Below are 14,555 nucleotides of genomic sequence, written 5' to 3'. Positions count from 1 at the left end.
GTCGTACCGGCGTGGCAGTGTTGGCGTATGAACGTGTCGGTCGCGGCCGCTCCCGGCGGTGGGGGCGCTCTACGCGTGGACGGCGAGTCCGCCGTGGCCGTCGCCGATCTGGCCTCGGCGGTTCGCGAGCTGGAGGCCTGCCACCCTCGCTGGGTCTGGGCGGACACGCGGGAGGTCTACCCCGCGCTGCTGGCCGCGGGCGTGCGGGTGGCGCGCTGCCACGACCTGGCGCTGACCGAGGGCCTGCTCCTGGCACATGAGGGACGTTTCGGCGAGCCCCGCTCGGCCAGGGCCGCCCACGCCCGGCTGCACGGTCTCCCCGTGCCGGAAGACCATCAGGAGTCCCAGGCGCGGCAGGCCACCCTTTTCGAGGAGGAGACGCCGGCGCCCGACGCGGACCTGGTCGCCGAGGTCCACGCCGACCAGCTGCGGCGCGTCGAGGCCACCGCCGATCCTCGGCGGTTCCGGCTGCTGGTCGCCGCGGAGTCGGCCGGGGCGCTGATCGCCGCGGAGATGGCCCAGGAGGGCATGCCTTGGCGTGAGGATGTGCACGACGAGCTGCTGACAGACCTGCTCGGCCCGCGTCCGGTGCACGGCATGCGGCCCGCCAAGCTCCAGGCCCTGGCCGATCAGGTGGCGGCGGCCTTCGGCACCTCGTTCAACCCCGACTCGCCGCAGCAGATAGTCAGGGCGTTCAAGGCGGCGGGCGTGCCCGTCTCCTCCACCAGGGCGCACGACATCAGACAGGTCGACCACCCCGGCGTCGCGCCCCTGCTCGCCTACAAGGAGATGGCCAGGTTCTACAGCTTCCACGGCTGGGCCTGGGCCGACCAGTGGGTCCGCGGCCACCGCTTCCGGCCCGAGTACGTGGTGGGCGGCGTGGTGACGGGCCGGTGGGCCACCAACGGCGGCGGCGCCCTGCAGATCCACAAGCTGATGCGCAAGGTCATCGTGGCCGACGACGGCTGGACGCTCGTCGTCGCCGACGCGGCCCAGCTGGAACCGCGGGTGCTGGCCGCCATGGCCGGGGACGGCGGCCTGGCCGGGGCTGCCGGGCAGATCGACCTCTACCAGGCGCTGGCGCAGGCGTTCGGCGGCGAGCGCGACAACGCCAAGATCGCCATGCTGTCGGCGATGTACGGGGGCACCAGCGGAGACGCGCCCAAGCTGCTGGCCGTGATGCGCCAGCGCTTTCCCCGCGCCTACCAGTTCGTGGAGGACGCCGCCCGCGCGGGGGAGGAGGGCAAGGTGGTCCGTTCCTGGCTGGGCCGCACCTCGCCGCCGCCCTCGGCCGGCTGGCGGGCGCTGGTCTCGGGCCCCGAGGGAGGCCGCGCGGCCCGCGAGCGTGGCCGGTTCACCCGCAACTTCGTGGTCCAGGCGACCGCGGCCGAGTGGGCGCTCGCCCTGATGGCCGTGCTGCGCGGCCTCCTTTCCGACCCGGCCAGGCTGGTGTTCTTCCAGCACGACGAGGTGATGGTGCACTGCCCGGCCGAGCAGGCGGACGAGGTCGTCGCGGCGGTCGGCAGGGCGGCGGAGGAGGCGAGCAGGCTGCTGTTCGGATCGACCCCCGTCTGCTTCCCGATGCAGGCGGTCCAGGTGCGGTGCTACGCCGACGCCAAATGAGCTCCGCCTGGGGGGCATGCCGGTGTGCGCGAGCGCTCGGAACCCCGGATCCGGGCGGGGCAGGCCCTGCTCAGGCCCTGCTCAGAGCCAGCCAGGCGCCGGTGATCGTCACCATGACCCCGATGGCCGCGCCGAGCACGCCGTACGACAGGCTGCCGACGATCACCCCGGCGGCCACGGTGCCGGTCGCGCCGCAGACGTTCATCAGCAGATCGGACAGGCCCTGCACGGGGGTGCGGTGTTTCAACGGCACCGCCTCGCTGAGTATCGCCGAACCGGAGATCAGCCCGCAGGACCAGCCGAGGCCGAGCAGGACCAGCCCGGCGGTCACCCGCGTGACGTCGTGCGCCTCGGCCCCGCCCGCGAGGACCGCGGAGGTCAGCAGCAGGCCCATGCCCAGCACCAGCACCGGTGTCCGCCCGGCCCGGTCGGCCAGCCAGCCGACCACGGGGGACAGCACGTACATCCCCGCGATGTGCAGGCTGATCACGACACCGATGACCGTGTACGTCGAGCCGCCGTGGTCGAGGTGGACCGGGGTCATGGACATGATCGACACCATGGCGGTGTGGCTGACCGCGATCGCGATCAGCGCGCGCCTCGCGACGGGTGTCCCGCGCAGCACCCGCCAGGCGGCGCGTAGCGTGCCCTCGCCCTTCCCGGAGCCGTCCGCCGTGGCCGACGTCGAGGCCGGGCCGGAGGGCGGCGCCTGGACGGGGAGCGGCGCCTGGACGGAGGGCGGGCTGTCAGGGCCGGGAGGCGTTTCCGCGGCCTGGTGCTCCCCGCCCGTCCGCCCCGCGGAGGCGGGCGGCGCGGTGTCCGGGGGCGGAAGCATGGAGCGGGCCAGGAGCAGGGGGTCCGGGCGCAGGGCGACAAGGATGACGACGAGGGTGATCGCGAAGCTCAGCAGGGCGAGGGCGAACGGGCCGCTGCCCGGTGCCAGGCCGAACCCGGCACCCAGCCGCTCGGCGGGTCCCGCCAGGTTCGGGCCGGTGACCGCCCCGACGGTGGTGGCCCACACCACCAGCGACAGGTGCCGGGCCGAGTGCCCCGGCGCAGACAGGTCGGTCGCGGCGTAGCGGGAGGCCAGGTTGCCCGCGCTGGCCGCGCCGAACAGCACCAGCCCGGCCAGCAGCAGCGGCCACGAACCCACGGCGACGGCGAGCAGTGAGACCAGGCAGCCGAGCAGGGCGCACCCGTAGGCCAGGGTGAGCCCGGCCCGCCGGCCGCCCCTGCCGGACGACCTGGCGGTGGGCAGCGCCAGCAGCGCGGCGCCCAGCACCGTCGCGGTCCCGGCCAGCCCGCTGAGCGTCGTGGAGCCGGAGAGCTCCTTCACGGTCACCGAACTGAAGGCGAGTCCCACGGCGACGCCGATCCCGCCGCTGATCTGGGCGGCGGAAAGGACGGCGAGCGTCCGCCGCCGCACCGTGGCGACCTGCTCCCCGCCGTCAAGGCGGGCACGGGAGAGGTCGGGGGGCGTGGTGTCGGGAGGCGTGGTGTCGGCGGTCACGAGTGAAGTCTGCCATCACTCATGACCGGACCGGGAAGTCGTCTCGCGGGCGGGGTCAGTCGGCGGAGGTGAAGGTGGCGAAGAAGGTGTCCAGGATCTCCGAGTTCTTCTCCCAGTCGAGATCCTGAACCCTGAACGTGATCTGGTAGGCGGTCTGGCCGTTGACGGCGACGTAGCGCGTCAGCCCGTGCATCGGGACGCCGTTGGGCTGGAGATAGGTGTACTCCCAGTCCGCGGCCTTCCACGAGCGGTAGTCCACCGCCGTCACGCCTACTTCGGTGTACTCGTCCAGGCCCTTCTTGCTCGCCTTGCGAAGTGCCGTCACCGGGTCCGCGACCGGCACCTCGACGACGACGATGTTCTGCCCGCCGCCCTTCGGGCCGGAGAAGGTGACGGTTCCCTCCGGGCCGGCCTTCACGGTCCAGTCGCCGGGCACCGCGCCGAAGACCCCGGCGGCGTTCGCCGGCTTGAAGCCGTCGGGGATCTCCTCCTCGGTATCGGAGGGTGCCGCCGGGTCGGCGGGTGCGGAGATCGCCACCGACGGGCCCGTGGAGTTCGTGGTGCCGGAGTCGTCGCCGGGGAGGAAGACGATCAGCCCGGCGACCACGATGGTCAGCACGCCGCCCCCGCCGAGCATCAGCAGACCGTCGAGACCGTTGCCGCGCGACCGGCCGCCCCTGCGCTCCGGAGCGCGGCGCGTGCCCGCGCGTGCCCTGGCCCTGCCGGGCGAGGTCATGGCCTGGGAGTTCCGTACGGCGTCGGAGGGGGCCGGCTCCCGCGAGGCCGGGATGGGCCAGAGCGTGGCTTCGCCGCGCCCACCGCGCGGCGGGGCGCCGGGGAGGTCACCGGAGAAGCTGGTCAGCGCGTCGAACGGGTTACCGTCCGGTCCGGTCGCGGGGGTGCGCAGCGCGTCGTACCCGCGCTGGTGCCCGCCGGTCTGCGGGGATCCGGGGGCAGGGGAGTGCCCCGGGGGGGAGAGCAGGTCCGCGCGGTGGGCTCCGCTCGGCCCGTCGAGCACGTCGTAGGGGAGCGCGTGACCGCCCGAGAAGTCGGCGGCGGGGTCGTAGGGCACCCGGATCGGGCCGGAGGGCGTCTCGATGATCCGGGAGGGCATCGGCCCCGACGGCACGTCCAGCGGGGGCATCAGGTGCATCGGCATGGAGTCGCCGGGGATCGGCATCGACGAGGGCACCGGGCTGGGCGTGCGGTTCGGGGTGCTGGAGCCGTGGCTGCGCAGCACCCGGTCCAGCAGATCCGACACCTGGGCGGCGGTCATCCGGTCGGCGGGGTTCTTGCGGAGCAGGCCGTCGATGACGGTGATCAGGGCGCCGGCCCGCTGGGGGCGGTTGGGCTCCTGTGTGAGGATCGCGCCGAGCACGGCCACCGCGTCAGGACCCTCGTAGGGGGGCCGGCCCTCGACCGCCGCGTAAAGGGTGGCACCGAAGGACCACAGGTCGGAGGAATGGGTGGCCCGCTGGCCGGACAGCCGCTCCGGCGGGATGTAGGCGGGGGAGCCCATCAGCAGGCCGGTCTGGGTGATCGTGGCGTCGCCCTCTATCGCGGCGATGCCGAAGTCGGTGAGCACCACCCGGTCGGAGGTCAGCAGCACGTTGCCGGGTTTGACGTCGCGGTGCATGATCCCGGCGGCGTGGGCGTGGCGGAGCGCGTCGAGCACCCGGACGCCGATCTCGGCGGCCTGGATCACGGGCAGCGGCCCGCTCTGTCGTACGGCCTGCTCAAGCGACCAGGCGCGGACCAGTTCCATCACGATCCAGGGGCGGCCGTCCTCCTCGACGACGTCGTGGACCGTGACAATGCCGGGGTGGCTGAGCCGGGCCGCCGAGCGGGCCTCGCGGAGCATCCGCCGGTGCGCTCCCTGCTTGCCCGCGTGGTCGAGTCCGTAGGGGAGGATCAGCTCCTTGACCGCGACGTCCCGGTCGAGCAGGACGTCGTGGGCGTGCCACACCATGCCCATCCCGCCACGGCCCACCGGTGACACCAGGCGGTAGCGCCTGCCCACCAGCCTGCCCTGGCCCTCCGGTGCGGCCCCGGCGGAATCGCCACCCTCAGGCCCCTGGGGGTTTCTCCCGAGCAAGCGATCGGTCATCGTACCCCGTTCCCCATAAACAGCCCTTTTTGTAAGGCTGAACACGATATCGGGATGTCATTCGATATTGGAAGTTGGTGTACGGAGAAAGCGCGTGATGGTATTTGTCGGTGATTCGGTGCTCTTCGGATCACCGATCTCGCGTCCGCGCCCTGACGTCGCCGGATGCCGCCGGCGGGCGGGAGAAATGTCAGCTTCGCCCGTTTCTGATAGCTAAAGGATCACTAAATCGATTCGTTTCCATGATCGGCTGTCTCGGCCAGCGCGGCCAGCGCCGAGGTGAAAGCCGAGGCGGGCGGGTTGACCAGACCCGCGCCGACCTGTCCCGTCCCCGCGACCCGGCCGGCGATACCGGTGTTCACGGTGGGCAGCAGGCCCGTCCTGGCGACCAGCGTGACATCGATGCCGACCGGCGTGCCCCGGAAGTCCAGCCCCGGGATCTGGTACGCGGGATGCTCGGCCAGGGTGATCTCGTACATGGAGCGGGTGGCCGCCATCGCGTCCGAGACGTCGCCGCCGACGAACCGCACGATCGCCGGGGCCGCGGCCATCGCGAAGCCTCCCAGGCCGGCCGTTTCGGTGATCGTGGAGTCGCCGATGTCGGGATTGGCGTCGTCCGGGCCGTACGCGCCGAGATAGAGACCGTCCGGCACGCCCGCGGGGCCGGTGAACCAGCGGTCGCCCAGCCCGGAGACCTGGATCCCGAAGTCGGTGCCGTTGCGTGCCATCGCGACGACCATTGTGGAGCCGGGGACGTTCCTCGCGGCGTCCGTGCTGACCTTGCACGCGGCCATGCCCGCGTTGAGGAAGAAGTGGTCGTTGCCGTTGATGAAGCGGAGCACCTCGGTGGCGTGGCCGGGAGCGGCCTCCACCACCTCGGGAGCCAGTTCGCGCACCAGCAGCGAGGTGGCGGCGCGGTTGCGGTTGTGCAGTTCGTCGCCCATCTGCAGGGCCTGCGCGGTCAGCGACCGCAGATCCAGCGGCCCGCTCCGCTCCAGGGTGGCCCTGAGCACGGGGCCGAGGACCTCGGCCATCCAGCGCAGTCGCCTCAGCACCTCCGGGCCGTACGCGCCGTAGCGCAGCACCTTGCCCAGCCCTTCGTTGAGCGAGCAGTAGGCGGTGCCGCCGTGCTCGGCGTCACGGACCTCGAACATCCACATCGACGAGGTGACCACGCCCGCCATCGGCCCGACGGTCCGATGGTGGTGGCAGGAGTCCAGCCGCGCCCGCCCACAGGCCAGCCGCTCCTCGGCGTCGGCGGCGTCGGCGGCCAGCCCCTCCAGCAGCATCGCCCCGACGAGCGCGCCCCGCATCGGGCCCGACGCCCGTTCCCACTCGATCGGCGGCCCCGCGTGCAGGAACGTGCCCTTCGGCAGGTCGAGCACCTCATGTGCGGGCCGCACCCCGACGAGCTGCGGCCGGGCGGAGACCAGGCGGCCCACCGCCGTCTTGTTGGCGCGGCCCCTGCGCGGGTCGGCCAGCACCCGGGCCAGGTCCGCCTCGGTACCGGGCATCGGCGGGCGCCAGTCCACCCGCGTCCGTGGAACGGCCTGGGCGTCCAGGGCCTCGCCGAGCACGTCGGCCCCCACCGTGATCACTTCCGGCTCGCCGGAAAGCATGGTCAGCGTCATGGGTGAACTCCTGAGCGAAGAACGGTGACGTTCGGAGGGAATGCGGCCGCTTCCGGGCGTCCGGCGGTGGTCAGCGGGCGGTCCCGGTGTCCGGCGGTGGTCAGCGGGAGACCCCGGTGTCCGGCGGTGGTCAACGAGCGGTCCCGGCGGCGACCTTCGCGGCGTGTCCCGCGGCCCGGGCGTTGGAGGTGAACACCGTGGCCCCCGCCGCGTTGAGGGCCTCGGCCTGCGTGTTCAGTCCCTGCGGGTCGCCCCCGGAGCCGATCAGCGCGACGATCACCGTGACCCCTCTCGCGACGGCCCCGGCGATCGCGGGCGCGAGCGTCGCGGCGGGATCGGGGTCCGCGCCGTGGCCGAGGACCACGTCGAGCAGGACGACCTCGCCCGGCGGCACCTCGGCCAGGGCCTCCAGACGGAGCGTCGGGTCGATCATCGGGTGGGCCCGGCCGACCGTGTAGGCGTCGTCGCCGAAGTCGGTGAACTCCCCGGTCCCGGTGATCAGCCGAGCCTCCACGCAGAGCGTCCCGCCCGAGTAGATCCCGCGCAGACTCCCCCCGGCTCCCGTACCGGTCGTCTCCGTGTGCTCCCGCGCCGTGCCGGGGGCGGCCCAGGACGGCCAGGCGGGGATCGGGGCGCCGAGGGCGCGCAGGGCGGTCTCGGTAGCCGAGGTCAGGTCGTCCTGGCCGGGGCCGAGCAGGGCGGTCACGACCGGCGTACCGAGCTTCGCGACGGTCTCGGCGACGGCCCGCGCGATTTCCGGGGCGGGAGGCTTGGAGACGAGGATGATCAGCTCGGTCGCGGGGTCGGCGTCGAGGGCCTCAAGGGCGCGCAGGGTGGACAGCCCGCCCACGTCCGAGGACAGGTCACGGCCGCCCACGCCCAGCACATGGGAGACCCCCACTCCCGCGAGGTCCAGCAGGCAGGTCACCTGCTGGGCGCCGGTCCCCGAGGCGGCCACCAGACCGACCGGGCCCGGCCGCAGGACGTTCGCGAACCCGAGACCGGCTCCGCCGATCACAGCGGTGCCGCAGTCGGGACCCATGACCAGCACGCCGAGCTCGGCGGCGCGTCGCTTGAGCAGTACCTCCTGCTCGACCGGCACGTTGTCGCTGAAGATCATTACAGACAGGCCGGCCTCGACCGCGTCCAGCGCCTCGGCGAACGCGTACGGCCCGGGTACCGAGACCAGGGCCAGCGTGGCGGCGCGCTCGCGGGCCGCGGTACGGACCGTGCGCGGGGGGTGCTCGACGGTGGCGCCGCTCGCGGGCGGCGTGGAGAGTCCCGCCAGCAGCCCGTCCAGCTGGGCGAGGGCGGCCTCCAGAGCGTCCGCCTCGCCGCCGCGCAGCGCGATCAGCAGATCGGCGGGACCTGCCTTGGGGAGGTCGAAACCCAGCTCGGCGGCGATCCCGAGGTTGAGTTCCGTGGCCATCGCCACCACCGCGACCTCCACGCCGGAAAGCGCGCTCGCCGTCCGGCTGACCCGCATCAGGCTCACGGAGTCGTGGTAGACGCCCGTGCGCACCCGGACCACATCAGTGCTCAATTGCCCCTGCCTTCCAGATCGATGACTGCCGCGAGCCCGATGCGCAGCCCCCACGCCAGGTCGGCCCCCGAGGTGTGACCCAGCTGGAGCAGGCGGCGTAGCGCCGGCTCCAGGGACTGCCGCCCGGAAAGGCCCCGCAGCACCGCCAGGACCTCGCCGCTGGCCTCGCCCCTGGCGGCACAGTGCAGCAGCGCGGCCGAGATGGGGGTGGTCCTGCCGCGCACGTCGAAGGTGACGGCGGCGGCCAGCCAGTCGGCCAGCCAGACGGCACGGCCCGCCCCCGTCGCGCCGCCCAGGTGGCGCAGCGCGACCAGTAGTCCCGCGAGCACGTCGTCGCCGCTCGGCGTGAGCCCCGGGCCCAGACCGACCAGTTGCTCGGCGGCCACGACGCTTTTCAGCAGCGAGCCCTCGGCGCACCCCTGGGCCAGCAGGTTGGCGGCACCGTTGCCCTCCAGTCCCGACCGCCTCTGCGACCGCTCGCACAGCCCGGCCATCTCGGGCAGCGAGCGGACCAGCTCCGCCACCCTCACGGCACCGAGCGGCGGAGCCGGGTTCCACCAGCGGTGGGCTCGCAGGCGGAGCCGCCCGATGTCGATCGAGCCGTCGCCGACGCACGCCTCGTCACCCACCGAGACCTGAGGCATCGGGTCGGTGACCACCATGGCGTTGGGCAGGCGGGTGGCCTGCCCGGTCACCACTGCGATGACCTGCGGTTCCAGTTCGGTGCGTACCTCAAGGTAGACGCCGGCGGGGAAGGCCGCCAGCACCCGCGCCGGACGGCGGGGCGCCTCCAGCACCCCGCGCAGGGTCGTGCTGGCCGCGCCGGTCCCGTGTGTCCGCACGTGCACGTGTCGCGCCTTCGGGCGCGTTCCAACGCTCATGAACGCTCCTCGGCAGGCCCCGTGGGTGTGAAGGTGCTCTCTCCAGCGGTTCGCTCGCTCACGGACTCCCCCATCCATTGAGCCGTACGGTAGAACGGGCGTGGACGCAGGCCGTACGGATAAAGCTGCCAACAGTCAGCTCAAAGGTTGGCTCTTCCTGACAGACAGGTCTATCGGTCACAATCACCTCATGGAACCTCCCGTACGGCCGGCGAGTACCGGAACGATCATTCACGGCGTCGCCGTCGGCGAGGTCCTCGGCGTCTCGACGCTGGCGGGAGCCCGGCTGATCGCGGGAGAGCGGGGCCTGGACCGCGTGGTGCAGCGGCTCAACGTGATGGAAGTCCCCGACGTCCTGGCCTGGGTCAAACCGCACGAGCTGCTGCTCACCACCGGCTACCCGCTGCGCAACACCCCCCAGTCGCTCGGCAGGCTGGTGGCCGACCTCGACGAGCGCGGTCTGGCCGCGCTGGCCGTCAAGCTCGGCCGCTACCTCGACGAGCTGCCGGAGGAGATGGTGGAGCAGGCCGACCGGCTGGGTTTCCCACTGATCCAGCTCCCCGACAACGTCGGTTTCGACGACATCCTCAACCAGGTGCTGACCGACATCCTCAATCGCCAGGCCGTCGTGCTGGCCAGGGCGGAGGAGGCGCACCGGGCGCTGGTCCAGGTCGTGCTCGCCGGGGGAGGGCTGCGCGAGGTGACGGCCGAGGTCGCGGGGCTGCTGGACGTGGGCGTGGCCGTGCTGGACGGGACGGGCCACGTGCTGGCCGCGGCCGGGCCCGCCGAGCACGTGGCCGAGCTGCGCGGCGCCCCCGACTCCCGCCACACCTCGGTGCCGGTGGTGGCGGGCGGGCACCACCACGGCAGGATCGTCGCCTGCGGCCCCGTCGGGTCGATCGGTGACAGCGATGTCGGCATTCTGGAACGTGCCGCCACGGTCGCCGCGCTGGTGGTGACCCGGCAGGAGGCGGTCAACGCCGTCGAGAGCAAGTACCGTGCCGACTTCCTGCGCGACGTGCTCACCGGCAGGGCGGGAGGCTCCGAGCGGGTCTCCTCCAGGGCCAGGGCCTTCGGCTGGGACCTGCAGCGCCCGGTCACCGTGCTGGTGGCCGAGCTCGACCCGGAGGGCGACGAGCGCGTCGCCCAGGACCGGTTGGTCACCTGCTGGACCGGTGCGATGCGCCGCCACGACACGCGCGGCGCGGTGGCGGGCTTCTCCCACGAGGTCGTCACCATCGTGGACGCGGCGGTCGACGCGGACCGCCTGGCCAAGGACGCCGCCGCGGTCTTCGCCGAGTCCCTGCCCGCCACCTTCTCCACCGGTGCCAGCCGCACCGCCGTCGGGGCCGAGGCGCTGCCCGAGGCGTACGGCCAGGCGCTGAAGGCCGCACGGGTGGGCCGCCAGCTCCACGGCCCCGGCGCGGTCGCGCACTTCGACCAGCTCGGCGTCTACCGGCTGCTGTCCCTGGTCAACGACACCGCCGAGCTGCACTCCTTCGTCCGTGAGACCCTCGGCCCGCTCGCCTCCGACGACGACGCCGAGAACGCCGACCTGCGCCGCACCCTGCAGGTGCTGCTGGAGACCAACCTCAACGTGGCGGAGACGGCACGCAGGCTGCACTTCCACTACAACACGCTGCGCTACCGGATCGGCAAGCTGGAACGCATGCTCGGCGGCTTCACCGAGGACGCTCACCTGCGCCTGAACCTCACCCTGGCCCTGCACGTCCTGCGGATGAGAGGTATCTGAGGCCGGTGCTCCGCGTCCTGGTGTCTGCGACCGGTGCTCCGCATCCTGGACGTGCGCGGGGGCGACGTCCGAAGGAGCGCCCGCGTTCTGGGAGCGCCCGCGTTCTGGGAGCGCACGGGATTCAAGCTGTTCGGGATCCAAGCTGTTCGGGATCTAAGCTGTTCGGCGTGAACGAGACCTTCGAGCTGGAAACCGACTACATCCCGCTCTGTGACCTGCTCAAGTACTGTGGCGTCACCGAGACGGGCGGCCAGGCCAAGCACTTCATCGCCGACGGCAACGTGCTGGTGGACGGTGAGGTCGAGCTCCGCAAGACCTGCAAGATCCGCAGCGGCCAGGTGGTGACCGGCGACGGCTTCGAGATCCAGGTGGTCGCCGCCGGAGCCTGATCCCGTCACCGGCCCCGCCCGGCTCTCCGGCGGTCCGTCCGCCTCCGGCCGCTCTTCCGGGCCGTGACGGTCCGTCCGCGCTGCCGGCTACGTCACATACCTATATCTTTCGCCGTCCCGCGTGTCCTTCACCGGGCGTTCTCGCTGGTGGTGCGCGAGGCATTCACTGGTCGGCTGCTCAGATTTGGCAGATCATGACGATGTCCGCGCATGGACTCAGTCCTAATGTGCCCGCAACGGTAGTAAGGGACTCGCCGGAGGGATGCCCGCGGGGTGGCCACCGACCGACGGCCCGGTGAAAGGTGGGGCTCGATGGCTGCAGGTTGGACGAAACACGGCGACGGCCGGACACTCGCCCCGGGGGAAGTGGTCAGACCCGACGAGCGGCTGTCCTGGCCGCGCATGGTCGGGTTCGGGGCGCAGCACGTCGTCGCGATGTTCGGCGCGACCTTCGTCTTCCCGCTGGTGATGGGGCTCGACCCCAACGTCGCCATCATGTTCTCCGGTGTCGGAACGATCATGTTCCTGCTCATCGTGAAGGGGAAGGTCCCCAGCTACCTCGGGACCAGCGCGTCGTTCGTGGGAGGCGTGCTCGCCATCCGGGCGCTCATGGGCGGTGACACGCCCGCCACCGACGCGATCGTCACCGGCGCCATCCTCGTCGCCGGACTGGTACTCGCGCTCGTGGGCGTGGCCGTCCACTTCCTCGGCGTGCAGGTCATCAACCGGGTCTTCCCGCCGGTCGTCACCGGCGCCGTCGTCATGCTGATCGGCTTCGGCCTGGCGTACGTCGTCGCCGACATCTACTGGCCGCAGGACCAGTGGATGGCCCTGATCACGATGACCGTCACCTTCGTCCTCATCGTGCTCTTCAAGGGTTTCATCGGCAGGATCGCCATCCTGCTCGGCCTGATCATCGGCTTCGTCCTCTCCTGGGCGGCCGACAAGATCTTCGGCAACATCACCGCCTTCAACGCGGGCACCGGCGCGATCGACACGCACCCGAGGGTGAGCTTCGACGCGGTGGCGTCGGCCGACTGGATCGGCCTGCCGAGCATGCACTTCCCGGACTTCAAGTTCTCCGCCGTGCTGCTGGTCCTGCCCGCCGTGATCGCGCTGGTCGCCGAGAACGTCGGCCACGTCAAGGCCGTCGGCGAGATGACCAAGACCGACGTCGACCCCTACATGGGCCGGGCGGTCATCGCCGACGGCGCCGCCACCGTCGTCGCCAGCACCTTCGGCGGCTCCCCGACCACCACCTACGCCGAGAACATCGGCGTCATGGCCGCCACCCGCGTCTACTCGACGGCCGCCTACTACATCGCCGCCGTCATCGCGATCCTCTTCGGACTCTGCCCGAAGTTCGGCGCGCTGGTCGCGGCCACGCCGGGCGGCGTGCTCGGCGGCATCACCGTCATCCTGTACGGCATGATCGGCCTGCTCGGCGCGAAGATCTGGATCGAGAACCGGGTCGACTTCGCGGACCCGGTCAACCTCGTCCCGATCGGGGCGGGAATCATCCTCGCCATCGGCCCGGTCAAGCATATGATCAGCTCAGACTTCACGCTGGAGGGCATCGCCCTCGGCACCATCGTGGTGGTGGTGGGTTACCACCTGCTCCGGGCCATCTCCGGACGGGGCGACACAGGTGGCGGCGCCGGTCCGGCAGAGGTGTCCGAGCTGCGACGAGAGGCCACCGGGTGAAACCACCCCCCTTCGAATACCACGCCCCCCGCTCCCTCGGCGAGGCGCTCGACGCCCTCGCCGGGGCCGGGGAGCACGGCAAGGTGCTCGCCGGGGGGCAGAGCCTGATCCCGCTGCTGAACATGCGGCTGGCCGCCCCCGCGCACCTGGTCGACATCAACCGGCTGGCCGAACTGGCGGCCGTCGACGTCGAGCCGGGTGGCGTGCGGGTCGGCGCCCTGGCCAGGCACGCCCAGGTGGAACGCTCCGAGGAGGTCGCCGCGGCCCAGCCGCTGCTACGCCAGGCCCTCCGGCTGGTGGCCCACCCGGTGATCCGCAACCGGGGCACCGTGGTCGGCAGCCTGGCCCACGCCGACCCCGCCGCCGAACTGCCGGCCGTCCTCACCCTGCTGAGAGGCTCGGTACGGCTGGCCCGGCCGGGAGCCGTCAGGGACGTGGCCGCCGAGGACTTCTTCACCGGCCCCCTGGAGTCGGCGATGGAGGCGGGAGAGCTGGCCGTCTCCGCGTTCTTCCCCGCCCCGCCCCCGCGCTCGGGCACCGCGTTCCGCGAGGTCGCCCGGCGGCACGGCGACTACGCCCTGGCCGGGATCGCGGCGCTGGTCGCGCTGGACGACGACCTGAGGATCACCTCGGCGACGGTGGCGTGCGTGAGCCTCGGCCCCGTCCCGGTGCTCGTAGACGTCACCGACGCCGTCGGCCACCGGCCGCCGGACTCGGCGGACTGGGCCTCGGCGGCCCGCGCCGTAGCGGACCGGATCGAGCCGGAGGCCGACATCCACGCGACCGTCGCCTACCGGCGGCACCTCGCCGGAGTCCTCACCGAGCAGGCACTCCGTGACGCCGCCAGGGAGGCCGTAGATGCATGAGATCACGCTGACCGTCAACGGGGTGGTCAGGCAGGCCGCGGTCCCGGCGCGGCGGCTGCTGTCCGACTGCCTGCGGCACGACCTCGGCCTGACCGGCACGCACGTCGGGTGCGAGCACGGGGTCTGTGGATGCTGCACGGTGCTGCTGGACGGCGAGCCCGTCCGCTCCTGCCTGACGTTCGCGGTCACCGTGGACGGGCGCGACATCACCACCGTGGAAGGGCTCGCCGGCCAGGACGGCACGCTCTCGCCGGTGCAGCGGGCCTTCGCCGAGTGCCACGGCCTGCAGTGCGGCTTCTGCACGCCCGGCTTCCTGTGCACGGTGACCGCGCTGCTGCGGGACAATCCGGCGCCGAGCGACGAGGAGGTGCTGGAGGGCATCTCCGGCAACCTGTGCCGGTGCACGGGCTATCAGAACATCGTCAAGTCCGTCCACCGCGCGGCCGAGATCATGGCGGAGGAGTCTTGAGCGGGCGCGTGGACGCCCCGAACGGGGGCGGGAGACTCTCGGAGCGCGAGGACTTTCCGGGCGGTTCCGGAGGATCCTC

General features: G+C 72.4%; 11 protein-coding genes. 6 read left to right on the top strand and 5 right to left on the bottom strand.

Annotation, left to right across the window (positions count from 1 at the left end; translation table 11 throughout):
* Positions 1-27: 27 nt before the first annotated feature.
* Entirely contained in the window at positions 28-1,623 is a 1,596-nt protein-coding gene (locus OG884_RS03335; RefSeq protein WP_326641999.1) for a bifunctional 3'-5' exonuclease/DNA polymerase, read from the top strand.
* A gap of 70 nt (positions 1,624-1,693) precedes the next feature.
* On the opposite strand, the gene OG884_RS03330 is transcribed toward OG884_RS03335, so the two are convergent.
* The 5 genes from OG884_RS03330 to OG884_RS03310 all read right to left on the bottom strand — a co-directional run bounded on the left by OG884_RS03330 (position 1,694) and on the right by OG884_RS03310 (position 9,295).
* Positions 1,694-3,133 carry an MFS transporter gene (locus tag OG884_RS03330; RefSeq protein WP_326641997.1) on the bottom strand — a complete coding sequence of 480 codons (1,440 nt, stop codon included), beginning with the start codon at positions 3,131-3,133 and terminating at the stop codon, positions 1,694-1,696.
* 55 nt (positions 3,134-3,188) lie between these two features.
* A complete protein-coding gene (locus tag OG884_RS03325; RefSeq protein WP_326641996.1) occupies positions 3,189-5,240 on the bottom strand; it encodes a serine/threonine-protein kinase in 2,052 nt (683 codons plus the stop codon).
* 224 nt (positions 5,241-5,464) lie between these two features.
* Positions 5,465-6,871, bottom strand: a complete 1,407-nt coding sequence (locus tag OG884_RS03320; protein WP_326641994.1) for a DUF1116 domain-containing protein — start codon at positions 6,869-6,871, stop codon at positions 5,465-5,467.
* Between the two features lie 130 nt (positions 6,872-7,001).
* Positions 7,002-8,414, bottom strand: a complete 1,413-nt coding sequence (locus OG884_RS03315; RefSeq protein WP_326641992.1) for an FdrA family protein — start codon at positions 8,412-8,414, stop codon at positions 7,002-7,004.
* Positions 8,411-9,295 carry a DUF2877 domain-containing protein gene (locus tag OG884_RS03310; RefSeq protein ID WP_326641990.1) on the bottom strand — a complete coding sequence of 295 codons (885 nt, stop codon included), beginning with the start codon at positions 9,293-9,295 and terminating at the stop codon, positions 8,411-8,413. The genes OG884_RS03315 and OG884_RS03310 overlap by 4 nt, the downstream gene beginning before the upstream one ends.
* Positions 9,296-9,485: 190 nt before the next feature.
* On the opposite strand from OG884_RS03310, the gene OG884_RS03305 reads away from it, so the two are divergent.
* The 5 genes from OG884_RS03305 (at position 9,486) to OG884_RS03285 (ending at position 14,476) form a co-directional block, all read left to right on the top strand.
* Positions 9,486-11,048, top strand: coding sequence for a PucR family transcriptional regulator (locus OG884_RS03305; RefSeq protein WP_326641988.1), 1,563 nt, complete (start codon positions 9,486-9,488; stop codon positions 11,046-11,048).
* A 167-nt stretch (positions 11,049-11,215) separates the two neighbouring features.
* A complete protein-coding gene (locus OG884_RS03300) occupies positions 11,216-11,437 on the top strand; it encodes an RNA-binding S4 domain-containing protein (RefSeq protein ID WP_326641985.1) in 222 nt (73 codons plus the stop codon).
* A 312-nt stretch (positions 11,438-11,749) separates the two neighbouring features.
* On the top strand, positions 11,750-13,141 hold the full coding sequence (locus OG884_RS03295) for a uracil-xanthine permease family protein (RefSeq protein ID WP_326641983.1): 1,392 nt from the start codon (positions 11,750-11,752) through the stop codon (positions 13,139-13,141).
* A complete protein-coding gene (locus OG884_RS03290) occupies positions 13,138-14,007 on the top strand; it encodes an FAD binding domain-containing protein (protein ID WP_326641981.1) in 870 nt (289 codons plus the stop codon). Before OG884_RS03295 ends, OG884_RS03290 begins: the two co-directional genes overlap by 4 nt.
* Positions 14,000-14,476 (top strand): (2Fe-2S)-binding protein, encoded by a 477-nt coding sequence (locus OG884_RS03285; protein WP_326641979.1) that lies wholly within the window; start codon positions 14,000-14,002, stop codon positions 14,474-14,476. Before OG884_RS03290 ends, OG884_RS03285 begins: the two co-directional genes overlap by 8 nt.
* The last annotated feature ends 79 nt before the right edge of the window (positions 14,477-14,555 follow it).

The sequence above is a fragment of the Streptosporangium sp. NBC_01755 genome (assembly GCF_035917995.1).
Lineage (GTDB): Bacteria > Actinomycetota > Actinomycetes > Streptosporangiales > Streptosporangiaceae > Streptosporangium.
The sequence above is the reverse complement of the archived record's forward strand: the minus strand, read 5'-3'. Positions and strand labels throughout refer to the sequence as shown.

Excerpts from the sequence above, each read along its gene's own strand:
- OG884_RS03335 (WP_326641999.1), top strand. The coding sequence starts at position 28 with ATGAACGTGTCGGTCGCGGCCGCTCCCGGCGGTGGGGGCGCTCTACGC.
- OG884_RS03325 (WP_326641996.1), bottom strand. The coding sequence starts at position 5,240 with ATGACCGATCGCTTGCTCGGGAGAAACCCCCAGGGGCCTGAGGGTGGC.
- OG884_RS03320 (WP_326641994.1), bottom strand. The coding sequence starts at position 6,871 with ATGACGCTGACCATGCTTTCCGGCGAGCCGGAAGTGATCACGGTGGGG.
- OG884_RS03310 (WP_326641990.1), bottom strand. The coding sequence starts at position 9,295 with ATGAGCGTTGGAACGCGCCCGAAGGCGCGACACGTGCACGTGCGGACA.
- OG884_RS03305 (WP_326641988.1), top strand. The coding sequence starts at position 9,486 with ATGGAACCTCCCGTACGGCCGGCGAGTACCGGAACGATCATTCACGGC.
- OG884_RS03295 (WP_326641983.1), top strand. The coding sequence starts at position 11,750 with ATGGCTGCAGGTTGGACGAAACACGGCGACGGCCGGACACTCGCCCCG.
- OG884_RS03285 (WP_326641979.1), top strand. The coding sequence starts at position 14,000 with ATGCATGAGATCACGCTGACCGTCAACGGGGTGGTCAGGCAGGCCGCG.